Here is a 24,781-nt window from a genome sequence, read left to right as displayed (position 1 = left end):
CATCGTGCAGGCCTTGCGAATATGCGTGGTGCAATCCGTGTCAGGCCCCCGGGTGCAGCACGGATCGGAGCAAGGGCCGCACTGACAACTACTGCGAGATTGCCCCTCGTGCCTGGTGGCTAGTGCAGGGGGCGCCCCGTTGCCCTCATGCCGGCCAGCTGGCGCCACAATGCCGACAACAACACGAGCGCGATCCCGAGGGAACACAGGCAGGCCACCAGGAATGCGCCACGCCCCACAGTGGCGATCTCGACAGGCTCGACCCGGTTCAGGTACACGAGCTGCAGCGCGAGGCTACGGTCCTCCGTGGACTCGCCCTGGATGGTGGCAGGTGCCAGCTGGGATTTCGTCAGCCAGGCCGTGGCGGCCTGCCCCTTCTCGCCGTCAACCCCTTGCATGGTGACCAGCGAAGACTTGTCCGTGTCCATTCCGCCAATCGGGCAGAAATCGACATAGGCATTGTCGACCAAGTCGGCAACGGGGACTTGCCAGGACTGGCGCGCGGCATCCTGTTGCCAGGTCAGCAGGATATGCCCGGAGTTGGGTCGCATGTATGTTGCAAACCGGACGGAAAAGCAGTTGGGCATGACTAGGCTGCGCAGGCTGTTCGGGCCGCGCCAGTGGATGCTCTTCTTGCCCGGCTTCCGGATCATGATGAGGCCAGGCGGGATGGCCTGGGTCACGTTGAACCCCTTGACGATCTCGCCAACCGGCTTGTTGCTGCGCCAGGGCGTCTGGTAGGTGGTAACGCGAACATCGAATGGACGCCACACCAGCGCCACTTCAAGCGCAAGGATCGCGGCGATCAGGAACAGGAAAAGTCGGCGCGGCGCAGGCATCAGAACAATCCGTACATCACGAAGGCATCGTGCAGGAAGAACGCGTCGGAAACAAAGAGTGACACGGCCGCGACGGCAACCGCCGCAACGGGAAGCAGCCCTTTCCTGAGCGGCCACAGCATCAGCAACGAGAGGAACGGCATGACGGTATAGAAGTAACGTCCATGCAATGCTTTCACGCGCCCGATCTGCGTGTAGTTCTCCCAGATGTGGTGGTAATACAGGACCGTGAAGAATGCGATGCAGATGCAGCCGGTCAGCATGAGCCATGGGCGCGCAGATGGGTTGAGCAACGTGGGGAGGCTGCGAAGCCCGATCCACGCCGTCATGATGAAGATGGCGATGCAGGTGATCGTCGCGTATCGATATGTGGAGATTGTCAATCCGAGCGCAATGCATGACACGGCGACGATGGCCAGGCATGCCAGCTGACGCCTGTCGTCCCTGAGTAGACGAGATGCATGCAGGATGGAAAACGAGCTACAGAAAAGCAGGATGCCGACGAACAGCTGTGCGATGAAACCATTCGCCTGCACCGTGACCACGCTGCCCGGCACCGTACCCATCCAGCCGATCAGTCCAATGAAGTTGAGAAGGACGACCTGCCAGATGGGATACTTTTGCATGTACTCCCAAAAGCCCATCTCAGTCGGGTTGTCGGGATAGACGTTCAGCAACCCAGCGTTCGGGAACATTTCGTGGAAATGCAGGAAATTGTGAATGCCCCAGATGACCACTGGCGCGAACATGACCAGCCATATGAGACCGATCCGCGCGAGGGTCGCCAGTGGCGTGGAGAGGCCGCGTGTCCTCAGCATCCACAAGGCCATCAGGAAGAACAGCGGGATCGCCATCGGTAGCGCCGTGATCTTCGTAACGCAGGAAAGCCCCGCGATGAAGGCGCACCACAGGGCATGGGAGAGACGGTTGCTGTCGAGCCAGCGCACTAACCAGTAACAGGCCCATGCGACCGTGCATGCGACCAGAGTGTCATGGGTAACGCCACTGCCCAACTGGGTGAACATCGGCGTGGCGCCGAGGAACACGCCGCCTGCGATGCCGAGCAGGCGGCGCCCAGTGGCAACGGTGAGGAACGCCATCATGCCGAGGATCGCCAACGCTCCGATCAGCGAGCTCACGAGCCTGGCAGCATGCACCTGCGCGCTGAAATCGCCACCCGATGCCCGCACGGCAGCGACTACCGGAGCGGCCAGGGAATAGAACAGGGGCGGATGCTGCGCGATCCAGTTGCGCCCCCGGCGCGCACCAGGACCGATCCACGAATCCGCCACGTCTTGCGACATGCGCGCTTCGCCGAGCACGGGCAGATGTCCGTGGCTCAGGTCTTCGACGTATGCATAGTGGCCAGACTCGTCGGGGATATCCCAAAACGGCGTCAGATACAGGGAAAATGCAGCGAATTTGATGAAGAACAGCGTGGCTATGACGATGCAGGTCCTGCGCGTGCCCCGCCATTCAAGCCACCCCGCGTCCGGAACACCCTCGCTTCGCCGCGCCTGGGTCACCGCCTTGGTTTCGCGGTTGGAGCCGGATGCCGAAACGGGGCCGCTTGTAATGCCGTCAACTTGTGCCATCGCGCTGGTCTTCCCTTACGCCGACGGGATACTGCCGAGCGCTCGAGCGCATCTCCAGGTGCCAGGTACGCAGGTTGATGCGTTCGAGCAACTTCCGGTTGGTCGCGACCAGGTCCGCGATCAGGCCCATCATGTACAGCAGGGTTCCCAGCGTGATGCACAGGGAAGCCAGCACGACCGACTGGATGTGGCCTTCACCCTCGCCGCTGAAGTAGTAGTAGAGGAAACGGCCACCTGCGATGACGCCAGGCAGCATGAAGGCGGTCCCGATGCAGAAAAAAAGCACCAGCGGCCGGTAGATGACGAAAACCCTGAAGATGGTGAGCAACGATCGCTTGACGTAGCTTGGAATGCTCTTGACCAGCCTGGAGGGACGCAGGTCTGCATTGGTGCGGATTGGAACCGAAAGCACGCGCAGGTTGCTCAAGCCCGCCTGGATGATCGTTTCAAGGGTATAGGTATAGGCATTGAACACGTTGAGCCGCATCGCGGTTTCGCGCGAGATGGCGCGGAAGCCGCTTGGCGCATCGGCAACCTGGGTCTTGCTTGCAGTCCTGACCGCCCAGCTGCCCAGTCGCTGCAGCTTCTTCTTGATCCACGAAAAATGATCTGTTTCATCGATGGGGCGCGCACCAATGACCATGTCAGCCTCTCCGTCGAGGATCGGCCTGGTCAGTTTCGGAATGTCGAGTGCCTGGTACTGATTGTCCGCATCGGTGTTGACGATCACATCCGCGCCCAGCCTGAGGCAGGCATCAAGCCCGGTCATGAATGCCGTCGCAAGGCCCCGGTTCACCGGGTGGCGGATGACATGATCGACGCCCAGATTCCTGGCGTGGGCTGCGGTGTCGTCTGTGGAGCCATCGTCGATGACCAGCCATTCGACCTTGTCGAAACCATCGATGGCGCGTGGCAAGTCCTGCAGGGCGACGGACAGGGTGCCGGCCTCGTTCAGGCATGGGATCTGGATGATCAGTTTCATCGGTCTGTAGGTCTGGCTGCGCCGCACGGGATAGGATGCCACACGCTGCCGCGAGGGAAGCGGCGGCTGCGTTCACGGAGTCGCAAGAACTACCAGGTTGAGCGACGGCGATAGATCCGGGCCGATGGTAATTGCGGACTCGTCGAAGTCGAATTCGAGCGGCTCGTGTGTCGAGGGCTTTCGTCCACGCAATGCATGAACCATGTTGAGCATTGCCACGCGGGCACGATCGGGGATGAACGGCAGCGTGAATGGAAGCGCCATCCACATCAGGCGCTTGCATCGTCGAAGTTCTATGTCGATAACCTCGCGCTGGCCGCTCATCCGTAGCACTTCCACGTTCCGGAAACTCCGCAGCACGCATTGCTCCAATGCGTGGGCGTCATATTCCTTCAGGTGCCAGCGGTTCCATGGCTTCTGCATCGGCAGCAGGCGCGTGCTTCGGTCCGGAGTGACCAGGACCAGTTGGCCGCCTGGCCGCAGTACCCGGCGGATTTCCGACAAGTAGTGGCTGGTGTCGGCAACATGTTCGAACACCTGAAACGAAAGCACGGTGTCGAACGATCTGTCGCCGAATGGCAGCGGCCGGAGCGGATCGACCGTGCGGAAGTCCAGGTTGTCGGCGGGGAACTGTGTCCTCGCATAGTCGATCGCGTCGTCGGCGACGTCCACCGCGGTGACGTGCCCGGCGGAACGTGCGATGCGCGCCGCACCATAGCCGCTGCCGCAACCGTAGTCGAGCACGCGCTTGCCGCGGGTGAACTGTTCGGCGAAATCATAGGTGGCGATATGGAGCAGGTAGATCACATAGTCTTCGGGCGAAGACTTGTAATGCTCCAGGATCATCCGCTCGCCTGTCGGTTCTAGCTTCATCGTGTCATCAGGTTGGGAAGTGGATCAGGGGCAATGGCCGGCCATGGCAGCCCGCGCGGGACGAAACGAGGCGTGTTGGGTGCCGGAAGGCCCGGCCAGCGGGAGTCCGTGGACCAGCGTGCTGCTTCCCCTATGGGTTCCCAGTGGGCGATCGAAGGCCTGTCCGGAGCCGGGCATCGCATCGATGGTCATTACTGTGGGTCCTGTTTGATTGGACCTTGTGGCATGGCGGATTCCTGCGGCGGGGCGCGCCTCAGGGCCCGTGCGCGCGGCATCACTGCCAATCCGAGGATGAAGCAGAGCATATCACCCAGGGTCGTGGCGATCCGCAGCGTGAGGATTAGCAGCGATGCGTTTGCAGCCCCCATGCCGTGTGCCAGCAGCAGCAGCAGCACGGCCTCGCGCACGCCCAGGCCGGCGGGTGCGCCCGGGGTCACGAAGCCGACGACCCAGGCGAGCGCAAACGCAGTGGTGAGTAGCGCAAAGTCGATGGGCGTGGCGGGAAACAGGCCGAGTGCCAGTACGGACAATCCCGCACCCATCAGCAGCATCGCCAGGATGTAGAGTGCGATGACCCGCAGCATCGTGCGGACAGGCAGGGCTACCGGAGCGACGTCGGTGCCGCCACGACGACGAATGACCAGCGTGGTCAACCACGGCAGCGAGCGTGACAACAATGGAATCGCAGCCAGGCCCAATACTGCGAGACAGGCCGCCACGACGACACCCGAACTGCCGTTCCCGATTTGCAGCAACACCCGGAGCCCGGGGGCGGAAAGACTGCCTGCTCCCAGCGCGGTGAACAGGTCGGCGAGCAGCAGCAGGCAGATCTCGTACGCCATGCTCGCCACCAGGATTGGAAGCGGGATTCCCTGTGCCAGCGACAACCCGACTCGGCCAACGTGGTGGCCGACGTTACCCGGCAGGTACTTGCCCGCCTGCGTCGTCGCGAAGATGGCCAGCAGCGGGAGCAGGCGTTCCCGGTGTCCCAATGCCGCCAGCATCCATTGCCATGCCAGCGCACCCAGCGGCACCAGAAATGCGTACAGCAACGCTGCCGCACCCAAAGCTGTAAGCGCGCGCATGGTCAGGTGCTCGCGCAAGCTTTCGATGTCCAGGGTCGACAGGACGTAGCCGACGAAAACAAGGCTGCCGGCGATGGCAAGCAACATGCCTGCCCTCTGGAGCCAGCGTTTCATGCACGGTGTCCCTGCAACACGTCGAGAAGTTGTGCGCCGATCGCGTGGGGAAGGATGCCCGCACGCAGTTTGTCACGTCGCGGATCAGGCATTGGCGGCTGGCGCTGCCAGCGCATGACGGCGTTGGCCAGCGCCCGGGCGTCACCAGGGGGAACCAGGGCGATGTCCAGCATGTCCTGTTCCACCAGTTCTCGGATTGCCGGCGAGTCGCGGGTAATCAGCGGCCGCCCTGCCGCGAGCACCTGGAAAACCTTGTTCGGAATGACGCTGGCAGCCTTGTCCGAAGCCCCGAAGATTCCGAGGCAGATGTCAGCGGCTGCGATTTCCTGGCGCAGGTCCGCGTAGTCGATCCAATCCACCCAGCGCAGGGTGGGCAAGGGGTCGGCATCCAGCATCACGCGGATCCTCGGCGCTTCCTGCCCCTTGCCGACCAGTGTCCAGGCGACGGGCGCGCCGCGCAGGATGCGTGCGGCTTCGATGATCGTCGCGATCCCGTGAAGGGGAATGAATTGCCCGTAGAACAGAACGTGCAACCTGCCGTCTTCACGTTCGTCCGCGCCTGGCTTGAAGGGGGCGACGGTCGCGAAGGCATCCTCCTCGACCCCGACCCAGACATGACCACAGCTGCCAGCAGCGAGGCCGAACATGCGCTCCATGCGTCGTGCATGCGCCCGCGTGTCCATGAATGGCGCATCGGCAAGGCGTACGCCCAACCATTCCGCGGAACGTATCATCCAGGCCAGCGGGTGTCGCGGGCCGACCAGCGCGCGGTCCATCACCACCGTATCGTAGGCCGACAGGAACCAGTCGAGAGCGATGCGCGCGCCGCGCAGCCGTGCGAACAGGCAGATCACGAATATGTCGGGTATGCAGGGGTACCCCAGCAGCACCCAATCGTGCCTGGGCAGGCGCAGGTAACGCGCCACGAGCATGGGATAAGTCCATGCAGCGCGCAGCGCGAGCCGCAGCCATGCGCCAGCGCCGCGGACTTGGCTCTTGTCCTCGATCCCGGACCACAGGTCGGCACGACACTCGATCACCTCGACCCCGCACTCGCGCAACCCCCGCAGCAGGATCCGCACCCGCGGCTTGCCTACGTCGCAGGTGCCCCACAGCACGATGCGCCCGACGCCGGGCGCGCCCGGCGTCGGCTGGCTCAAAGCGCGGCTTCCAGCTCCGGCAACACCTTGAACAGATCCCCCACCAGCCCGATGTCAGCGATCTCGAAGATCGGCGCCTCGGCGTCCTTGTTGATGGCGACGATCGTGCCGGCGTCCTTGATGCCGGTCAGGTGCTGGATCGCACCGCTGATGCCGATGGCCACGTACAGGTCCGGGGCGATGATCTTGCCGGTCTGGCCGACCTGCAGTTCGTTGGGCACGTAGCCGGCGTCGACCGCGGCGCGGGAGGCGCCGACGGCGGCGCCGAGCCTGTCGGCGAACTTGTAGATGATGTCGAAGTTTTCCTTCGAACCGACGCCCCGGCCGCCGGACACCACGCGACGGGCGCTCTGCAGGTCGGGGCGGTCGGACTTGCCGGCCGCGAGGCCGACGTAGCGGGTGTGCGTGGGCACGGCTGCTTCGACGCTGGCGGTTTCAACCGGTGCGTTGCCGCCCTTCGCCGCTTCCGGCCAGGACGCCGTGCGCACGGTGGCGACGACGACATGGTCGGCAGGTGCTTCGACGGTGACGATGGCGTTGCCGGCATAGATCGGGCGCTTGAACACGTGGCTGCCCTCGATGGCCATCACGTCAGAGACCTGCGCGGTGCCAAGCAGGGCGGCGACGCACGGCATCAGGTCCTTGCCGAACGTGGTGCTCGGGCCGAAGACGTGGCTGTAGCCGGCCGCCAGTTTCGCCACCTGCGGTGCCTGGACCTGGGCGATGGCGTGGGCATTGGCGGCGTTGGCCACGGCCAGCACCTTCGCCACGCCGGCGATCTGCGCGGCCTCGGCGGCAACCGCGGCCGGGTCGGCAGCCAGCACCACGATGTCGATGGATTCGGGCGACAGCGCCTGCGCGGCGGACACGCACTTGGCGGTGGCGGCGTTGAGCTTGCCGTCCAGGTGTTCGGCGACGATCAGGACCTTGGCCATTACAGCAACCCCTTGAGCTTGAGTGCGGCGACCAGTTCTGCGGCGTCCTTCACCATCACGCCGCGGCTGCGCTTGGGCGGCGGGGCGTAGAGGGTGGTCTTGAGCGTGTCGCCGGAGTCCACGCCGAGGTCGGCGAACGCAATGGTCTCCAGCGGCTTGGACTTGGCCTTCATGATGTCGGGCAGTTTGATGAAGCGCGGCTCGTTCAAGCGCAGGTCGGTGGTGACGACGGCCGGCAGGTCGACCTCAAGGGTCTCCAGGCCTGCGTCCACCTCGCGGGTCACGGTGGCCTTGCCGTCGGCGACCTCGAGCTTGCTGGCGAACGTGGCCTGCGGCCGGCCCCACAGCGTGGCCAACATCTGGCCGGTCTGGCTGGCGTCGTCGTCGATCGCCTGCTTGCCGAGGATCACCAGGTCGGGCTGCTCCTTTTCGACCAGCTTGAGCAGTGCGCGTGCGGCGGTAAGCGGCTGGATCGGCTGGTCGCTGACCACGTGGACGGCGCGATTGGCGCCCATCGCCAAGCCGTTGCGCAGGTGGGCCTGGGCGTCGGCGGGGGCAATGGTGGCGACCACCACCTCGGTGGCGATGCCCTTGTCGCGCAGCCGCAGGGCTTCTTCCAGTGCGATCTCGTCGAAGGGGTTGGCCGACAGCTTGACGCCGTCGGTGACCACGCCGGAGCCGTCCGGCTTGACCTGGATGCGGACGTTGTAGTCCACCACGCGCTTGTAGGCGACGAGGATCTTCATCTACGGGGAATCCTTGCGATGGGGAGGTGCGCCGACAAGTCCGGCTCAAGACGGCGATTTTAGCCTCTGGGGCCCTGCGGCGCGAGTCGCGGGCAGCGGCTTGGCCGCCGTCGCTTGTCCCGTATTGCCCGCTTGCAGGGCGTCATTGGCCGAAAGGCCGGTGCCGGGGCGCTGTCGCGCCAAGCTAGAATGATGCAATCACCTCGAGGAGCGGATTCATGGTCGAGAGCACCCGGAAGGGCAAGGTGTTTGCGGGCGCCAGCGAGGCGCTGCAGGGCGTCGTGGCCGATGGCCAGACCCTCGCGGTCGGCGGTTTCGGCCTGTGTGGCATCCCCGAGGCGTTGATCGCGGCGTTGCGGGATTCCGGGGTCAAGGGCCTGACGGTAATCTCCAACAACGCCGGCGTCGACGGTTTCGGCCTCGGCCAGCTGCTGGGTACGCGGCAGATCAAGAAGATGATTTCGTCCTACGTGGGCGAGAACAAGGAGTTCGAACGCCAGTTCCTGGCCGGCGAGCTTGAACTGGAGTTCAATCCGCAGGGCACTCTGGCCGAACGCCTGCGTGCGGGCGGAGCCGGGATCCCGGCGTTCTTCACCGCCACCGGCTACGGCACCGTGGTCGCAGAGGGCAAGGAGACGCGCGAGATCGACGGCCGCCATTACGTGCTGGAAACCGCGCTGGTCGCGGATGTCTCGCTGGTCAAGGCCTGGAAGGCCGATCGCTCCGGCAACCTGCTGTTCCGCAAGACCGCGCGCAACTTCAATCCGGCCTGCGCGATGGCGGGCAGGGTCTGCGTCGCCGAGGTCGAGGAGGTCGTCGAGATCGGCGCCATCGACCCCGACCACGTGCACCTGCCGGGTATCTACGTCGACCGCATCGTGCACAACCCGAATCCCGAGAAACGCATCGAGCAGCGCACCGTGCGCGGCGCAGGAGCGCAGTAATGGCCTGGACCCGTGAAGAAATGGCGCAGCGCGCCGCCCGCGAACTCACCGACGGCGCCTACGTCAACCTCGGCATCGGCTTGCCGACGCTGGTCGCCAACTACATTCCAGACGGCGTGGACGTCTGGCTGCAGTCGGAAAACGGCCTGCTCGGCATCGGCCCCTTCCCGACCGAGGACGAGATCGACGCCGACCTGATCAACGCCGGCAAGCAGACCGTCACTGCGCGTGCCGGCGCCAGCTATTTCGGCAGCCACGACTCGTTCGCGATGATCCGCGGCGGCCACATCGACCTGGCCATCCTTGGCGCGATGGAGGTCACCGACAAGGGCGACCTGGCCAACTGGATGGTGCCCGGCAAGATGGTCAAGGGGATGGGCGGCGCCATGGACCTGGTGGCAGGGGTCAAGCGGGTGGTAGTGCTGATGGAGCACACCACCAAGTCCGGCTCGCCCAAGATCCTGCCCGAATGCACGCTGCCCCTGACCGGGGTGCAGGTGGTGAGCCGGATCATCACCGACCTGGCGGTATTCGACGTGACGCCCGCCGGCCTGGTGCTGCGGGAACGCGCTCCGGGGGTCGGGCTGGACGAGGTGCGGCAGAAGACCGGGGTCCCGTTCACCGAGGCGTGAACGGCTGAACGGAGGCCGACGCCAGGCTCCGCAGGCGCCGAAATTGCGATCGGGTTGTCGGCATTGAAGTATTCTTCGGGCAAACTGGGGCACTGCGACCCCGTCTCCCCGAGGAACCCTTACATGCGTATCTACCTGACCGCGGGCATCCTGCTCGGTTTGCTGGCAGGCTGCTCCTCCGACCAGGCCCCCGTGGCCGACTTGGCCAAGGCCGCCGCAGGCAAGGCGGCGCCAGCCCAGGCGTTTGCCTTCCGATCGCCTTCGCTGAGCTTCGCATCACTTCCGGACCGCGGGGAACTGCTGGCGTACGAGAAAGGCCGCCAGACCAAGCGCAAGGGCGCCTATACCGCTTACCCGGTGGCGATCAGTGAAGCCCACGCGCTGCATGCAATGCAGAGCGGCGAAATGGTGGTCAACGCACCCAACGGCGAGCCGATCCGCCTGACGTACGAGCGCCACGAGGAAAACCAGGACGGCAACTGGACCTGGATCGGGCGCAACGCGGACGGTGCGGAAGCGATCCTGACCTTCGGCGAGAAGGCGGTGTTCGGCGTGATCCCGCAGGGGGCCACCGAAACGCTTCGCCTGACCATGAGCGCCGGGCAGTCCTGGCTGGTACAGACCGACCGCAGCAAGCTCGCCGGCCTTGACGGTGCTACGCGCCGGGAGGGTGGGGACCAGTTGATTCCGCCGAAGCTCGCCGGTGCCGGATCAGCAACCATGGCTTCGATGCAGGCTGAGCCCGTGACGGCTGGCGCGGGTGCCGCATCCGCGGTCGTCGACGTCCTGCTGGGCTACACCAACGGCTTCGCTTCGCAGCTGGGCGGCCAGTCGCAGGCGAATACCCGCCTGGTCAACATGATCGCGATCACCAACCAGGCCTACACCAGCAGCGGCGTCAACATGCGCGTGCGCCTGGTCAAGACGCTGCAGGTGAACTACGCCGACAACACCGACAACGGTGACGCGCTTGAGAAGCTGACCGGATACAAGGCCGGCACCGGCGGCGGCCCGATCACCCCGGACCCGGCATTCAATGCACTGCGCGCTGCCCGTGATGAAACCGGCGCCGACCTGGTGTCTCTGGTCCGCGCATTCCGCACGCCCGAGAACGCCGGGTGCGGTATCGCCTGGCTGATCGGTGGTGGCCAGACTGGTATCGTCAAGGAAGATGCGCCGTTCGGGTATTCGGTGGTCAGCGACGGCACCGATCTGGACGAAGGCGACAGCAATACCTATTTCTGCCGTGAAGAGACGCTGGCGCATGAAATGGGCCACAACATGGGGCAGGCGCACAACCAGGAAGACAGCGACAGCACGGGCGTGCACGCTTACTCCTACGGCTACCGTGAGGCCTCGTCGACCGGCTTCTATACCGTGATGGCCTATCCGCAGGCGGATAGCAGCCAGTTCTCGATCCGGTACTTCTCCAATCCCAACGTCAAGTACAGCGGCCGGGTTACCGGCGTGGCGAATCAGTCGGATAACGTTAGAAGCCTGAATCAATCGATGCCTGTCGTGGGGCAGTTCCGGGCGACCGTCGTACCGCTCGTCGGTGCCAGCCGTAACGACATCGATGCAGACGGAAAATCCGATCTTCTTTTTCACAATGCATCTGCAAGGCAGTTCAGCTATCGCATCATGGATGGAAGGAGCGTCGACCGTTCTTCCCTGACAGGAGGGGTCGGCCAGGGCTACTCAGTCGCGGCGACGGGTGACTTCAATGGCGACGGCAAGACCGACCTGGTCTGGACAAGCGCGGCCCGGGACATCTACTTCTGGACAGGCAATGGCACCGGTTTCTCATCGAAGAAGGTGGGAACATACCCGGCTGGATGGAAAATCGTCGGGGCAGGCGATGTGGATGGCGATGGCAAGTCGGACTTGCTGTTCCACAACGCTTCGACCCGCGAGTTCAGCTATCGCATCATGAACGGCACCACGACCACGCGTTCATCCTTGATTGGCGGCGTAGGCGCTGGTTACACGGTTGCCACGTCCGGCGACTTCAATGGCGACGGCAAGATCGATATCGTCTGGACGAGTTCCAAGAAGGACATCTATTTCTGGACAGGTAACGGGAAGACCTTCAGCTCGACCAAGGTGGGAATCTATCCGGCAGGCTGGAAGATCGTTGGTGCGTCGGATATCGATGGTGATGGAAGGGCGGACCTTCTGTTCCACAACGCTTCGACCCGCGAGTTCAGCTATCGCATCATGAATGGCACGACTACCGCGCGATCCAGGCTGATTGGTGGCGTCGGCAGTGGGTACAGCGTGGCAACCGCCGGCGATTTCAACGGTGATGGAAGGGCCGACGTGGCTTGGACCAGTTCCAAGCGTGACATCTACATCTGGCTGGGCAATGGCACGACCTTCAGTTCGCAGAAGGCGGGCACCTATCCAAGCGGCTGGAAGATCATTTATTGAGTTCTGAACCGATGGCGTCGGGCGAGCAGTCGCCCGGCGCCATCGGGGATCGAGGGAACGCCCTTACAGGTTCTGGTAATTCGGCCCCGCGCCGCCCTCCGGAGTCACCCAGGTGATGATCTCGTAGGGGTCCTTGATGTCGCAGGTCTTGCAGTGGACGCAGTTGGCGGCGTTGATCTGCAGGCGCTTGCCGTGTTCGGTGGCGGCGTCCTCGACGATCTCGTAGACGGCGGCGGGGCAGAAGCGGGTGCAGGGGTTGCCATACTCCTCCACGCAGCGGGTGACGCAGATGTCGGTGTCGGCCACCTTCAGGTGTACCGGCTGGTCTTCGTCGTGTTCGGTTGCCGCGAAGTACACGCCTGCCAGGCGGTCGCGCGGGGGCAGGGTGCGCTGCACGTAGTCGCGCCTGGGCGCTTCCTGCTCGCCGAGCCTGTGCAGCGACGACCAGTCCGGCTTGACCTTCAGCGTCCAGGGCGACAGCCCGGCGGTGATGGTCTCCCAGCCGGCGTTGAGCAGGCCGAGCCACAAGCCCTTCTTGAAGCCGGGCTTGACGTTGCGCACCTTGCGCAGTTCGGCCATGGCATCGGATGCGCGTAGTTTCGCGTCGAAACCATCCGCCGAGAGCGACGCGGCCAGGTGTTCGGCCGCCAGCATGCCGCTGCGGATCGCCTGGTGGGTGCCCTTGATCTTGGGCACGTTGAGCAGGCCGGCGGTGTCGCCGATCAGCAGCGCGCCGGGCATTTCCACCTTCGGCAGCGACTGCCAGCCGCCCGTGACGATCGCGCGCGCGCCGGCGGACAGGATGTTGCCGCCTTCGAGCAGCGGCGCGACCGTGGGATGGTTCTTCCACTGCTGGAAGGCCTCCCAAGGCTTGTATTCCGGGTCGCTGTAATCGAGGCCGCTGACGTAGCCGAGTGCGATGCGGTCGCCATCGAGGTGGTAGAGGAAGCTGCCGCCGTAGGTCCGCGTATCCGCGGGCCAGCCAAGCGAATGCACGACCTTGCCGGGCGAGACTCGGCCCGGCGGGACCTGCCACAGCTCCTTGATGCCGATCGAATAGCCCTGCGGATCGCAGTCGCGATCCAGGCCGAAGCGCCTGACCAGCCGCTTGGTCAGGTGTCCGCGCGCGCCTTCGGCCAGCACCGTGACCTTGGCGTGGATGTCGATGCCGGGGGTGTAGCCGGGCTTGTGCGAACCGTCCTTCGCCACGCCCATGTCGCCGATGCGCACGCCGATCACCTTGCCGGCGTCGTCGTGCAGGGTCTCGGCGGCGGCGAAGCCGGGGTAGATTTCCACGCCCAGCGCCTCGGCCTGCGGCGCCAGCCACGCGCACATCGCGCCCAGGCTGACGATGAAGTTGCCCTTGTTGTGCATTCCCGGTGGCACGATCGGGGACTTGTAGCCGCCGGTCTTCGTCAGAAACCAGAACTCGTCGCCGGTCACCGGCACGCAGATCGGCGGAGGGTTGTCGCGCCAGCCCGGCAGCAGGGCGTCGAGCGGTCCGGGCTCGATCACCGCGCCCGACAGGATGTGCGCGCCGATGGTGCTCGACTTCTCGATCACGCAGACCGACAGCGCCGGGTTGATCTGCTTGAGGCGGATGGCCAGCGAAAGGCCCGCGGGGCCGGCGCCCACGGTGACGACGTCGTACTCCATGACATCGCGTTCGATTTCGGGCGCATCGTTGCGCGGCTGCTCGTTGGGTTCGCTCATGTCGACGGCCTGGATTGCGTGCCGTGATTGTCGCGGGTTTGCAGCAGGGGCGGCAAATCGGCGGCGGTTGCGGCGCCATGGCGGGTCGCCGGCAGCATTTTGCGCCGCTCCGGTCAGGGCCGGCTTGCGGCCGCACAGGCAGTCAGTGTGGCTGTTGCTCGTGCTGCTGGCCGGTCACCAGCACCCATCCGTCGATTCGTTGCGCGATGTCGCCCAGCGCCGCATCGAACGACGCGGAGACGTCGCCAACCCCGGCGCTGGCGGCCGGCTGCTTGACGATGAAAGTGCGCGCCGCCACGACCTGCTGGTCGATCGGATGCAGCAGCTTGGCGTTGACCTCGATCACGGCCGCGGGAATCACCGCGCCGGCGTAGTCGGCCTCGAACCTGCGCAGGTCCATGACCAGCTTGTAGTCGCCGTCGATGCCGCTGCCCTGGCGGGCGACGGCGCCGATCCTGCCGGAATCCTCGAGCCCGCGGAGCACCGCGTCCTCCAGCATTTGCGTTGGGGTCTTCGCCCAGCTGGCGCCCTTGTAGACCTGCAGTTCGCCTGGCGTGGGGCGCACCGCGATGCGCAGGCTGTCGATCATGCGCGCGGCGGTCGCCGGGCTGATCGTCAGTTGCCACTGCACGGTCGGCCACGACGGTTCGGCAGTGATGCGCGGGTCCGGTGCGTAGATCGTGGTCTCCTCGCGCGTGCCGCCGCCGAGCAGCGAGCAGCCGCATAGCAGCGCGCAGGCCGCTGCCGTGGCGGCCAGGCGTGCACGGCCGGTCTGCGTTTGCCGCCGGGTGACGGCCGAAAGCCCCGTCCCGGGGTTATTCCATATCGGCATGGCTGGTTCTTCCGGCTTCATTTCGGTTCGAATTCCTTGGGCGCGTCGCGACCGAGCAGGAACCGCGAGGGATTGCCTTCGAGGCGGTCGCTGATGCGGCGCAGGTCACGGATCAGGTAACGCAGTTCGCCCAGCGTGGGCCCGAGCTGCGACAGGCCATCGTTGGCGAAGCTGTGGATCGCGCCGCGATTCTCGTTGAGGATGTCGTTGGCGCCGCCAGCCGCCGAGTCGAGCCTGGCCAGGGTGCTGTCGAGGCGGCTGACCAGGCCCGGCAGCTTCTGCACGAACTCGCGGTCGACATCGCTGATTGCGCGGTTGGTGCTGTCCAGGGTGGTGTTGAGCTGCGCGCTGGCCTGGCGCGCGTTGGCGATCAGCGCGGACAGGTCCTCGCGCTGGTCGGCGATCGAGCCGGTCAGCGATTCGATGTTCTCGAGCGTACCGGCGATACGCGCGACGTTCTCTTCGCTCAGCACTTTGTCGAGGCGCTCCACCAGCCGGTTGGCGGTGTCGGCGATGTTCTGCAGCGCAGAAGGTTCGGTCAGGATGATCGGCACCTCGTTGCCGGGGGTTTCAGTCAGGCGCGGGCTGTTCGGGTCGCCGCCGGTGAGCTGGATGATCGGGCTGCCGGTGAGGCTGGTCATCGACAGTTTGGCGCGGGTGTCGGTCTTGATCGGGGCATCGGCCTGCAGCTTGATCCGTGCGATCACCGCGCGCGGATCGTTGGGTGCCAGCTTCAGGCTCTCGATGGTGCCGATCGCGATGCCGTTGTATTGCACGCTGCTGCCGTTGGTCAGGCCGGTCACCGGCTCGCGGAAGACCACGTCGTACTCGCGCCAGCTCTTGTCGGACGAATACTTCGCCGCCCACAGGCCGAAGCCGAGCAGGAACAGCGTCACCAGGATGGTGAACGCACCGATCAGGACGTAGTTGGCCTTGGTTTCCATGTCAGGACGGGAATCGGGAATCGGGAATGGGGAATCGGAAGCTGCTGCTCATGATTTCGTTTTCCTCGCGCAGGTCAGGTGTCGGGCAAGGGCAGGAATGGAAGCTGGAAAGCCGCATTTCACCGATTCCCGACTCCAGATTCCCGGTTCCCGGCCTCTCGCGCCGCCCGCCCGCGCGGGCCGTTGAAATACTCGCGGACCCAGGGATGGTCGAGGTTCTCGATCTCCGGCAGCGGTCCGACCGCGACCACCTTCCTGTCCGCCAGCACCGCCACGCGGTCGCAGATAGCGTACAGGGTGTCGAGGTCGTGGGTGATGAGGAAGACGGTCAGCCCCAGCGCCTGCTGCAGGGTGCGGATCAGGTGGTCGAAGGCGTTGGCGCCGATCGGATCCAAACCCGCGGTGGGTTCGTCGAGGAACAGCAGCGGCGGGTCCAGCGCCAGCGCGCGCGCGAGCCCCGCGCGCTTGCGCATGCCGCCCGACAGCTGCGAGGGCAGCTTGTCGATCGCGTCGGCGGGCAGGCCGGCGAGCTTGACCTTCAGCAACGCCAGTTCGTAGCGCCAGCTGTCGGGCAGCTCCGGATTGTGTTCCTTCAGCGGCACCTGCACGTTCTCGCCGACGGTAAGCGAGGAGAACAGCGCGCCGTCCTGGAACAGCACGCCGGTATTGCGTTCGATATGCAGGCGGCTTTGCGCGTCCCCGGCACGGGCGTCGACGCCGAGCACTTCGATCCGGCCGGCGTCGGGCGTGCGCAGGCCGAGGATCGAACGCATCAGCACCGACTTGCCGGTGCCCGACCCGCCGACCACGCCGAGGATCTCGCCGCGGCGCACGTCGAGGTCGAGGCCGTCATGCACGACCTGTTCGCCGAAGCGGTTGACCAGGCCGCGCACGGAGATGATCGCCTCGCGGTCATCGCGATCGGGATCGGGAATTGGGGATCGGGGACCGGTCACGGCGAAGCATTCCCGGCGTTGTTGCCGATGCGAGGTGGGCTCGCCCTTGCGAGTCCCGAATCCCGGCTTTCAACAGCCGAACGGCTGGTCATTTCCAATCCTGGCTCCACGGTCACCATCCCATGTGCATGAACCAGATCGCCGCCAATGCATCGATGATGATCACCAGCGAAATGGTCTGCACCACGCTCGAGGTGGTGCGTTCGCCCACCGACTGCGCCGTGCCCTTCACCTGCAGGCCCTCCAGGCAGCCGATCAGGCCGATCACCACCGCGAAAATCGGTGCCTTCGACATGCCTACCAGGAAGTGTCGCAGTTCGATGGTGTCATGCATGCGTGCGTAGTAGGCCTGCGGCGGGATGTCGAGGCTGAACGCGCCCACCGACATGCCGCCGAGCAGGCCGGCGATCATCGCGATGAAGGTCAGCAGCGGCAGCATCACCAGCAGCGCCAGCACCCGCGGGATCACCAACAGGTCGATCGGGTCCAGGCCCAGCGTGCGGATCGCGTCGACCTCCTCGCGGCTGACCATCGCGCCGATCTGCGCGGTGAACGCGCTGGCGGTGCGGCCTGCGAGCAGGATCGCGGTCAGCAGCACGCCGAACTCGCGCAGGAAGGCGATGTTGACCAGTTCCACCACCAGGATGGTGGCGCCGAAGTCGGCCAGGATGGTGGAGCCCAGGAAGGCGATCACCGCGCCGACCAGGTACGACAGCAGCGCGACCAGCGGCACCGCGTCCAGGCCCACCTGTTCCATGTGGTACACGGTGGCGGTGATGCGCAGCCGCCGCGGCTGCACGATGGTACGCGCGAGCTTGACCAGGTTCTCGCCGAGGAAGCTGACCAGCGCGATGACTTCCTTCCAGTTGTCGGCGACCGCGAATCCCAGCCGGGCGAGCGCGGCCTGGAAGCCGTAATCGCGCTTGCGCTTCGGGCGTTCGTCGGCAACGTCCTCGATCGCCGCGACCAGCGCCTGGTGGTCGTCGCGGAACGAGAACACGTCGTAGCCGATGCCATGGCGCCGCGCGAAGCGCAGCAGCTGCAGTACGCCCGCCGAATCCAGCCGCTCCACGCCGGTGGCGTCGACCGACTTCACCTGCGCGATGTCGCCGCGCAGCGCCGAGCCGATCGAAAGCGCGTGCTCGAGCGTCCATTGCCCGCTCAGGCGCAGGTGGCCGCCGCCTTGCGGGTCGACTTCGATGGCCGGTGCGTTGCCGCGGGTGGCGCTCATGCGCGGTTGCGTCCTCGTGTGCAGCGGGGGGCCGCCCGCGATGGCGGGATGCGGCGAGCATACAGGCTAGCAAGGCGGCGTGATCCGCATGCATCGGTGCCGGCGAGTACCCGGTTGCGCGCGCGCATGCGATCCTTTGCCGATGTCACAGGTCTTCCCCCAAAGCATCGGTTACGCCGCCCGCATCGCCTTCGTGGTGGAGCTGGCCGAGCGCCTGCACGCCTATGGCACCACCGCGCAGCGGCTCGAGGGCGCGCTGGTCTCGGTATCGCAGAAGCTTGGCCTGGAGTGCGAGCCCATGGCCAACCCGACGGGCATGGTGCTGGCGTTCAGCGACCCCACGCGTCCGCCCGGCGACAGTGACACCACCCGCGTGATCCGGGTGCCGCCGGGCGACAACGACCTGGCCAAGCTGTGCGAAGCCGACCGCATCGCCGAGGAGGTCATGGCCGGGCATGTGGGGCTGGCCGAGGGCTACGCCGCGCTGCGCGCGCTCGACCGCCCGCCGGTGCTGCGCGAGCGGGTGCTGATGGTCCTGGCCTTCGGGCTGGCATCGGCGAGCGTGGCCGGGCTGCTGCGGTTGCCGTGGCTGGACATTGGTGCGGCCGGCCTGATCGGGCTGCTGGTCGGCATGGTCGACTGGATCTCCGCCGCGCGTCCGCGGCTGCGCGAAGCCGGCGAGGCGATCTCGGCGATGCTGGCGGCGACCGTGGCGATCATCGTGGCCAGTTTCATCGGGCCGTTGAACCTCAACACGGTGGTGATCGCGGCGCTGATCGTGCTGGTGCCCGGCATGACCCTGACCAACGCCGTCAACGAGCTCACCAGCCAGCACCTGATGTCGGGCACGGCGCGCTTCGCCGGGGCGATCAGCACCATGCTCAAGCTCACCGTCGGCACGATGATCGCGCTGACCGCGGCGCAGATCCTCGGCGTCGAGCCGCAGGTGCGCGCGCTGCGGCCGCAGCCGGACTGGGTGGAGTGGGGCGCGCTGTTCACCGGCGTGCTGGCGTTCGCGGTGCTGTTCCGCGCCGCGCGCCGCGACTATCCGCTGGTGATGCTGGCGGCGATGGCGGGGTATCTCATCCCGCGTCTGGTCGGGGATTCATGGGGCAGTACCGCGGGCATCTTCCTGTCGGCGCTGGTGCTCACCGCGGCCGGCAACGGCTACGCGCGCTGGGCGCACCGCCCCGGGGCGTTGGTGCGCGTGCCGGGCATCATCCTGATGGTGCCCGGCAGCACCAGCGTGCGCAGCCTGCTGACCCTGATCCAGCAGCAGGATTTCGGCGCCGGGCAGGAGGCCGCGATGGCGGTGCTCAATATCCTGCTGGCACTGATTGCCGGGCTGCTGTTCGGCAACCTGCTGCTGCCGACGCGGCGGAATCTGTAAGAGCGCCCTATGGGCGCGATCAGATGCTCCGGCAGGACCATCGCGCCCATGGGGCGCTCCTACGGAAAACGCCGGGCGGGCCCGGCATTCCGATGCTTCGAGATGCGGCTCCGATCACTTCTTGATCAGGAAATCCTCGACCTTCTTGCCCTTCTTGGTCAGCGCCGCCATCCAGCGTGGCTGCTTGCCGCGGCCGGTCCAGGTTTCCTTGGGGTTGGCCGGGTTGCGGTACTTCGGCGCCACCTTGCCCAGCTTGCGACCCTTCTTCGCCACCTTGCGCGTCGCGGTCGCGGTCGACTTGGTGGCACGGCCGCCGAACAGTTCGGCGATGGTGTAACCCTCGGCCTCGGCCAGTTGGCGCAGCTTGCTGCGCACCGTGGCGACGGGCTTGCGCTTCTTGAGCGTGGTCTTGCGCGCCTTGGCCTTGGTGATCAGCAAGTCCAGTTCTTTGGGCGAGAGGCCGTTCAAGTCGATTGACATCAAATGCTCCGGATTATCTGGGGGGGAATGAAGCCAATCCATGGCAGTTTCCCGATGGTAATCGCAAAGCGGGATTATCCAAAGCCGCGGATTGCGGCGCGAAGCCCCGGCGCGCGACTCGAATCGCGGTTTCCAGCGGCGATCACACGGCATTCACGTTTCGGAAAGTCGCCGATTGCACGCGTGGCGTCAGGAGGAAACGCCGCTGCAGTTGTGGCATCCGCGCCGGGAAAGCAAGGGTGCTTTTGCAGGAGCGACTTCAGCCACGAGCTTTTCCCGGCGCCTTATCGAGGATACAAAGCTCGCGGCCATGGGCCGCTCCTGCGGAGATCGCGGGTTTGGATCAGCGAAGGCGCGCGAACAGCGCGTCGCGATCGAGATTCTCGGCGGCATCCGCGCTGCGCGCGCGATATTCGAACGTGCCTGCCGACAGGCCGCGATCGGACACCACCACGCGGTGCGGGATGCCGATCAGTTCGATGTCGGCGAACATCTGGCCGGGGCGCAGGCCGCGGTCGTCAAGCACGGTTTCGATGCCGGCTTCGCGCAGTTCGCGGTACAGCGTTTCGGCGGCCGCGGCCACGGCGTCGTCGCGCTTGGGATTGATCACGCACACCGCCACCCGCCACGGCGCCATCGCGTCGGGCCAGAGGATGCCGTTGTCGTCGTGGTTCTGCTCGATCGCGGCGGCGACGATGCGCGAGATGCCGATGCCGTAGCAGCCCATTTTCAGCACCCGCGGCTTGCCCTGTTCGTCGAGCACGGTGCAGCCCATCGCCTGCGCGTACTTGTCGCCGAGCTGGAACACGTGCCCGACCTCGATGCCGCGGACCATCCGCAGCTCGCCGCCGTCGGCCGCGCGGTCGCCCTCGACCACGTTGCGGATGTCGGCGACGGTATCGGGCTCGGGCAGGTCGCGGCCCCAGTTGACCCCGGCCAGGTGGAAACCGGCTTCGTTGGCACCGACGACGAAGTCGGCCATCGCCGCAACCTCGCGGTCGGCGACGACGCGGATCGGCTGCTTCGATGCCAGCGGGCCGAGGAAGCCCGGCTCGCTGCCCAGGTGCGCGAGGATCTCTGCCTCGCTCGCCATGCGATAGCCCGCCAGGCCTTCGACCTTGGCCAGCTTGATCTCGTTGGCGTCGTGGTCGCCGCGCACCAGCGCCAGCACGAACTGTTCGTTGCCGTCGGCGTCGGTACCGATGAGCGCGATCGACTTGGCCGTGCGCTGCAGCGCGATGCCCAGCAGCGCGGCCACGTCCTCGCAGGTCTTCTGGGTGGGAGTGTCGACCTTGCGCATCGCCTCGGCGGCGGCCGGGCGCGCGCCGGGCAGCGCGGCCTGCGCGGCCTCGACGTTGGCTGCGTAGTCGGAGCCGGTGGAGAAGGCGATCGCGTCCTCGCCCGAGTCGGCGAGCACGTGGAATTCCTGCGACGCATCGCCGCCGATCGCGCCGCTGTCGGCCTGGACCGCGCGGAAGCGCAGCCCCAGGCGGGTGAAGATGCGCACGTAGGCCGCGTGCATGGCCTCGTACGAGCGCTGCATGCCGGCGTCGTCGAGGTCGAACGAATAGGCGTCCTTCATCAGGAACTCGCGCGAACGCATCACCCCGAAGCGCGGGCGGATCTCGTCGCGGAACTTGGTCTGCACCTGGTAGAAGTTCAGCGGCAGTTGCTTGTAGCTGGCCAGTTCGTTGCGGGCGAAGTCGGTGATCACTTCCTCGGCCGTGGGCGCGTAGCAGTATTCGGCTTCCTTGCGGTCGCGGATCTTCAGCAGCTGGCCGCCGAATTTCTGCCAGCGTCCGGTTTCCTCCCAAAGCTCCCTGGGCTGGATGGTCGGCATCAGCAGTTCGATCGCGCCGGCGCGGTCCATCTCCTCGCGCACGATCGCCTCGACCTTGCGCAGCACGCGCAGGCCCAGTGGCGACCAGGTGTACAGGCCCGCGGCGAGCTTGCGCAGCATGCCGGCCTTGAGCATCAGCCGGTGGCTGGCGATCTCGGCTTCGGCCGGGGTTTCCTTGACGGTATGGAGATGGAACTGCGACAGGCGCATGGGCGTGGCGGTCGGGGAAAGGGCGTTCATTCTGCCATGCGGCACTGCAGCAGGGCCGCGGATGCCGATCCGCAGGAAAGTCGTTGCAACCGCTACTGGCGGTTGCCGTGGACCTCGATCGCCGGGTCCGGCTCGATCGGGACGCGCTCGTACCTGCGGCCCTTGGGCGCGGTGTCGGTGACGTGCAAGGCGTCGTTGTCGTCGCGCCAGCGGTACAGCACAGGGCGTGATTCCTCGAAGTTGGCGGCAGCGGCCGCTTCGGCGCGGGCCTGTTTCTCCTGCGCCACTTCGGGCGGGTCGCGCGACAGCCACCAGGCCAGCGCCACGCCGGCCATCGCGCCCAGCACGAGCGCCCAGCCCAGCCGCATCAGCAGCCCCTCGCGGCCATCGCCAGGTCGCTAGTTCGCCGCCGCGGCGCTTTGCGCGCAGTTGGCCTTGAGCAGGGCTCGCGCGAGCTCGAGCTGGTTGGCACGCTCGGTGTCGTCAAGGGTCTTGTCGGGCTTGCCGTCACCGTCGGAGTCTTGCTGCACGGCGCCCTTGCTTTCGAGCATGGCGATGTTCGCGCGGGCCGTGGTGCACTGCGCCGACTCGGCCGGCTTGGCGGTCGCCGTCTCGACCGGCCGGGCGCTGGCGCGGCCGCTTTCGGTGCGCTCGGTATAGCTGCCGCTGGCCGGCGGGGTCTGCGAATAGTGGGTGACGCCGTTGGCGTCCTTCCACTGGTAGAGATCGCCGGCGCAGGCGGTGGATGCCGCAAGCAGCAGGGACAAGCCGAACAGGGTGGCAAGCGCGAGACGGGGCATCGGGGGAATCCTGCGGGAAGCGGTTCTGCGGAGGATTGCAGCACCGCCGGCGCGCCGGCGCAAGCCGCGGCGCGCCGAAGCGTGACCGCGCCACGGCCTGCCGCCGCGTCGCCGGGGCGGATACACTCGCGGCCATGGACGACCAGCCCCTGCAACGCCCGCGCGGCCGCGGCATCTACCTGCTGCCCAACCTGTTCACCACCGGTGGCCTGTTCGGCGGCTTTTTCGCGATCATCGCCGCGTCCCAGGGCCGCTTCGAGGCCGCCTGCGTGGCGATTTTCATCGCCGCGATCCTCGACGGACTCGACGGCCGGGTCGCCCGGCTGACCAACACCCAGAGCGAGTTCGGCGTGCAGTACGACTCGCTGGCCGACCTGATCAGCTTCGGCATGGCACCGGCGCTGGTGATGTACCACTGGGCGCTGGTGTCGCTGAAGCTCGACGGCAGCACGCCCGGCAAGATCGGCTGGCTGGCGGCGTTCCTGTACGCCGCGTGCGCGGCGCTGCGGCTGGCGCGCTTCAACAGCCAGGTGGGGAAGGTCGACAAGCGCTGGTTCATCGGCCTGGCGAGCCCGGCGGCGGCGGGGCTGATGGCCAGCTTCGTCTGGACTTTCCACGGGCTGGACTGGAGCGGCGACGAGATGCGCTACGCCGCGCTGGCGATCACCATCGTCAGCGGCCTGCTGATGGTCAGCGGGCTGCGCTACAACAGCTTCAAGGGCGGGCGCGGGCCGAAGTCGGACAAGGTGCCGTTCTTCGCCCTGCTGATCGCGGTGGCGGTGATCATCGCGCTGGTGATCGAACCGGCCAAGACGCTGCTGGCCGCGTGCGTGCTGTACGCGCTGTCCGGCCCGGCGTTGTGGTTCAGGCGCCGCAGGCTGTCGCACGAGGACGAAGCGGAGCCGTCGCCGTGACCTGGGATCCGCTGCAGCGCGAGATCCTCGAAGCCCTCGGCCACACCGTGTATCGAGCCACCGCGCCCGCGCCTGCGGCCCTGCCCGACGACGCACTGCTGCATGCGCTGTTGCGCGCGGCCGGGCGCGACGCGGATGCCGCCGATGCGGCGGCGCTGTGCCGCCAGTGGATGCCGACCGCGCGGCTGCGCGACCCGGCCGCAAAGCGCGCGCTGTGGCCGACGCTGCGCGCGCTGCGGGCGTCGACGCCGTCGCGCTGAGGAGGCGTGGGGCCATGAGCGCGATCGCCTCCGACCGGGCCGACAACGCGAACGGCCGCCTGCGGCCGATGCGCGAGGACGACCTCGACACGGTGATGGAGATCGAGCGCCGCGCCTATCCGTTCCCGTGGACCCACGGCATCTTCCGCGACTGCCTGCGCGCCGGTTATCCGGCGTGGATCCTGCATGAAGGCGAACGCATCCTCGGCTACGGCGTGCTCAGCGTCGCGGCCGACGAGGCGCACGTGCTCAACCTGTGCATCGATCCGCGCGCGCAGGGCCACGGCCTCGGTCGCCGGCTGCTGCGCGCGCTGCTCAAGCTTGCGCACGGACATGGCGCGCGGCGGGTGTTCCTCGAGGTGCGGCCGTCGAACCCGCACGCGATCGCGCTGTACGACGACGAAGGGTTCAACGAGATCGGCCGTCGACCGCGCTATTACCCCGCGCACGTCGGGCGCGAGGACGCGATCGTGATGGCGATCGAGTTGCTGGACTAGGCGCGGCAATTCCGGCCGGTCGGTCCGTCCGAAGGCAAGCAAAAGCGTTTCGCGCCGTGACGGCGCGAGCCTGTGCAAAGAAACCTGGCGCAAGGAAAGCACGCCCCGCCTGCGCGCCCGATGCGGCGCATCGGGTTCGCGGAGCCGGCGGGAATTTTCCGAGAGGGCATCCTGCCCTCGCGGAGAACGCCGCATATCCCTGTGCGGCGCCCTGCGGGTTTGACCCGCCGTCTCCGCCGCTTCGGAGGGGTCCCGAAGTGCGAAAGGCGACAGCAACAGCGGCAGTAAAAGCGGCAGTAAAAGCGGCAGTAAAAGCAGGGGCAAGCGCGCAGGTTGATGAATATCTGGCAGCGCTGGCCGTAGCGCGGTCCAGAATGCC

Annotated in this window: 23 protein-coding genes and 1 pseudogene; 7 read left to right on the top strand and 17 right to left on the bottom strand. The window is 66.4% G+C overall.

All coding sequences use genetic code 11. The annotated features are described in order from the left end of the window. Positions 1 to 119: 119 nt before the first annotated feature. From H570_RS0111670 to H570_RS0111635, 8 genes are all read right to left on the bottom strand, one after another. Positions 120 to 839 carry a hypothetical protein gene (locus H570_RS0111670; protein ID WP_027080894.1) on the bottom strand — a complete coding sequence of 240 codons (720 nt, stop codon included), beginning with the start codon at positions 837 to 839 and terminating at the stop codon, positions 120 to 122. After that, positions 839 to 2,434, bottom strand: coding sequence for a glycosyltransferase family 39 protein (locus H570_RS0111665; RefSeq protein WP_084500121.1), 1,596 nt, complete (start codon positions 2,432 to 2,434; stop codon positions 839 to 841). The genes H570_RS0111670 and H570_RS0111665 overlap by 1 nt, the downstream gene beginning before the upstream one ends. Further along, entirely contained in the window at positions 2,421 to 3,416 is a 996-nt protein-coding gene (locus tag H570_RS17380; protein WP_084500119.1) for a glycosyltransferase family 2 protein, read from the bottom strand. Before H570_RS17380 ends, H570_RS0111665 begins: the two co-directional genes overlap by 14 nt. A gap of 72 nt (positions 3,417 to 3,488) precedes the next feature. Continuing rightward, entirely contained in the window at positions 3,489 to 4,289 is an 801-nt protein-coding gene (locus H570_RS18275; protein ID WP_084500117.1) for a class I SAM-dependent methyltransferase, read from the bottom strand. A 191-nt stretch (positions 4,290 to 4,480) separates the two neighbouring features. Beyond that, positions 4,481 to 5,488, bottom strand: coding sequence for a lysylphosphatidylglycerol synthase domain-containing protein (locus H570_RS0111650; protein ID WP_084500114.1), 1,008 nt, complete (start codon positions 5,486 to 5,488; stop codon positions 4,481 to 4,483). Continuing rightward, positions 5,485 to 6,648, bottom strand: coding sequence for a glycosyltransferase (locus tag H570_RS17370; protein WP_051176338.1), 1,164 nt, complete (start codon positions 6,646 to 6,648; stop codon positions 5,485 to 5,487). The genes H570_RS0111650 and H570_RS17370 overlap by 4 nt, the downstream gene beginning before the upstream one ends. Next, positions 6,645 to 7,583 (bottom strand): electron transfer flavoprotein subunit alpha/FixB family protein, encoded by a 939-nt coding sequence (locus H570_RS0111640; protein ID WP_027080891.1) that lies wholly within the window; start codon positions 7,581 to 7,583, stop codon positions 6,645 to 6,647. The genes H570_RS17370 and H570_RS0111640 overlap by 4 nt, the downstream gene beginning before the upstream one ends. Next, the gene (locus tag H570_RS0111635; protein WP_027080890.1) at positions 7,583 to 8,329 is read right to left on the bottom strand and encodes an electron transfer flavoprotein subunit beta/FixA family protein; all 747 of its coding nucleotides are present in this window, start codon (positions 8,327 to 8,329) and stop codon (positions 7,583 to 7,585) included. The genes H570_RS0111640 and H570_RS0111635 overlap by 1 nt, the downstream gene beginning before the upstream one ends. Before the next feature lie 218 nt (positions 8,330 to 8,547). Here H570_RS0111635 and H570_RS0111630 point away from each other — a divergent pair, with 218 nt between their 5' ends. From H570_RS0111630 to H570_RS18270, 3 genes are all read left to right on the top strand, one after another. Continuing rightward, positions 8,548 to 9,273 (top strand): CoA transferase subunit A, encoded by a 726-nt coding sequence (locus tag H570_RS0111630; RefSeq protein ID WP_027080889.1) that lies wholly within the window; start codon positions 8,548 to 8,550, stop codon positions 9,271 to 9,273. Continuing rightward, entirely contained in the window at positions 9,273 to 9,905 is a 633-nt protein-coding gene (locus H570_RS0111625) for a CoA transferase subunit B (RefSeq protein WP_027080888.1), read from the top strand. The genes H570_RS0111630 and H570_RS0111625 overlap by 1 nt, the downstream gene beginning before the upstream one ends. Positions 9,906 to 10,028: 123 nt before the next feature. Then, a complete protein-coding gene (locus H570_RS18270; RefSeq protein WP_051176337.1) occupies positions 10,029 to 12,335 on the top strand; it encodes an FG-GAP-like repeat-containing protein in 2,307 nt (768 codons plus the stop codon). 63 nt (positions 12,336 to 12,398) lie between these two features. Here H570_RS18270 and H570_RS0111615 read toward each other — a convergent pair whose 3' ends face one another. The 5 genes from H570_RS0111615 to H570_RS0111595 form a co-directional block, all read right to left on the bottom strand. Continuing rightward, positions 12,399 to 14,048, bottom strand: a complete 1,650-nt coding sequence (locus H570_RS0111615) for an electron transfer flavoprotein-ubiquinone oxidoreductase (RefSeq protein ID WP_027080887.1) — start codon at positions 14,046 to 14,048, stop codon at positions 12,399 to 12,401. A gap of 142 nt (positions 14,049 to 14,190) precedes the next feature. Continuing rightward, positions 14,191 to 14,805 (bottom strand): ABC-type transport auxiliary lipoprotein family protein, encoded by a 615-nt coding sequence (locus H570_RS0111610; RefSeq protein ID WP_027080886.1) that lies wholly within the window; start codon positions 14,803 to 14,805, stop codon positions 14,191 to 14,193. A gap of 92 nt (positions 14,806 to 14,897) precedes the next feature. Further along, a complete protein-coding gene (locus H570_RS0111605) occupies positions 14,898 to 15,824 on the bottom strand; it encodes an MlaD family protein (RefSeq protein ID WP_027080885.1) in 927 nt (308 codons plus the stop codon). Between the two features lie 119 nt (positions 15,825 to 15,943). Next, positions 15,944 to 16,780, bottom strand: a complete 837-nt coding sequence (locus H570_RS0111600) for an ABC transporter ATP-binding protein (RefSeq protein ID WP_027080884.1) — start codon at positions 16,778 to 16,780, stop codon at positions 15,944 to 15,946. A gap of 112 nt (positions 16,781 to 16,892) precedes the next feature. After that, positions 16,893 to 18,011 carry an ABC transporter permease gene (locus H570_RS0111595; protein WP_036136037.1) on the bottom strand — a complete coding sequence of 373 codons (1,119 nt, stop codon included), beginning with the start codon at positions 18,009 to 18,011 and terminating at the stop codon, positions 16,893 to 16,895. A gap of 136 nt (positions 18,012 to 18,147) precedes the next feature. Between H570_RS0111595 and H570_RS0111590 the strand changes: the two genes are divergently transcribed. Next, the gene (locus tag H570_RS0111590) at positions 18,148 to 19,401 is read left to right on the top strand and encodes a threonine/serine exporter family protein (protein WP_425411564.1); all 1,254 of its coding nucleotides are present in this window, start codon (positions 18,148 to 18,150) and stop codon (positions 19,399 to 19,401) included. A gap of 117 nt (positions 19,402 to 19,518) precedes the next feature. On the opposite strand, the pseudogene H570_RS0111585 reads toward H570_RS0111590, so the two are convergent. The 4 genes and pseudogenes from H570_RS0111585 to H570_RS0111570 form a co-directional block, all read right to left on the bottom strand. Continuing rightward, a pseudogene (locus tag H570_RS0111585) lies at positions 19,519 to 19,881 on the bottom strand (H-NS histone family protein); the annotation flags it as partial. Between the two features lie 343 nt (positions 19,882 to 20,224). Then, a complete protein-coding gene (locus tag H570_RS0111580) occupies positions 20,225 to 21,931 on the bottom strand; it encodes a proline--tRNA ligase (RefSeq protein WP_027080880.1) in 1,707 nt (568 codons plus the stop codon). A 92-nt stretch (positions 21,932 to 22,023) separates the two neighbouring features. After that, positions 22,024 to 22,299 (bottom strand): DUF4124 domain-containing protein, encoded by a 276-nt coding sequence (locus tag H570_RS0111575; RefSeq protein ID WP_027080879.1) that lies wholly within the window; start codon positions 22,297 to 22,299, stop codon positions 22,024 to 22,026. Positions 22,300 to 22,329: 30 nt separating this feature from the next. Then, a complete protein-coding gene (locus tag H570_RS0111570; RefSeq protein ID WP_036136034.1) occupies positions 22,330 to 22,731 on the bottom strand; it encodes a DUF4124 domain-containing protein in 402 nt (133 codons plus the stop codon). A 134-nt stretch (positions 22,732 to 22,865) separates the two neighbouring features. On the opposite strand from H570_RS0111570, the gene pssA reads away from it, so the two are divergent. From pssA to rimI, 3 genes are read left to right on the top strand one after another with little or no spacing between them, the layout of a single operon-like run. Next, positions 22,866 to 23,645 (top strand): CDP-diacylglycerol--serine O-phosphatidyltransferase, encoded by a 780-nt coding sequence (gene pssA, locus H570_RS0111565; protein WP_027080877.1) that lies wholly within the window; start codon positions 22,866 to 22,868, stop codon positions 23,643 to 23,645. Continuing rightward, positions 23,642 to 23,905 (top strand): hypothetical protein, encoded by a 264-nt coding sequence (locus H570_RS17360; RefSeq protein WP_051176336.1) that lies wholly within the window; start codon positions 23,642 to 23,644, stop codon positions 23,903 to 23,905. The genes pssA and H570_RS17360 overlap by 4 nt, the downstream gene beginning before the upstream one ends. Before the next feature lie 14 nt (positions 23,906 to 23,919). Then, a complete protein-coding gene (gene rimI, locus H570_RS0111555) occupies positions 23,920 to 24,402 on the top strand; it encodes a ribosomal protein S18-alanine N-acetyltransferase (RefSeq protein ID WP_036136033.1) in 483 nt (160 codons plus the stop codon). Positions 24,403 to 24,781: the final 379 nt, after the last annotated feature.

Source organism: Luteimonas mephitis DSM 12574, from assembly GCF_000422305.1.
GTDB lineage: Bacteria > Pseudomonadota > Gammaproteobacteria > Xanthomonadales > Xanthomonadaceae > Luteimonas > Luteimonas mephitis.
This window is presented reverse-complemented; position numbering and strand designations above follow the sequence as displayed.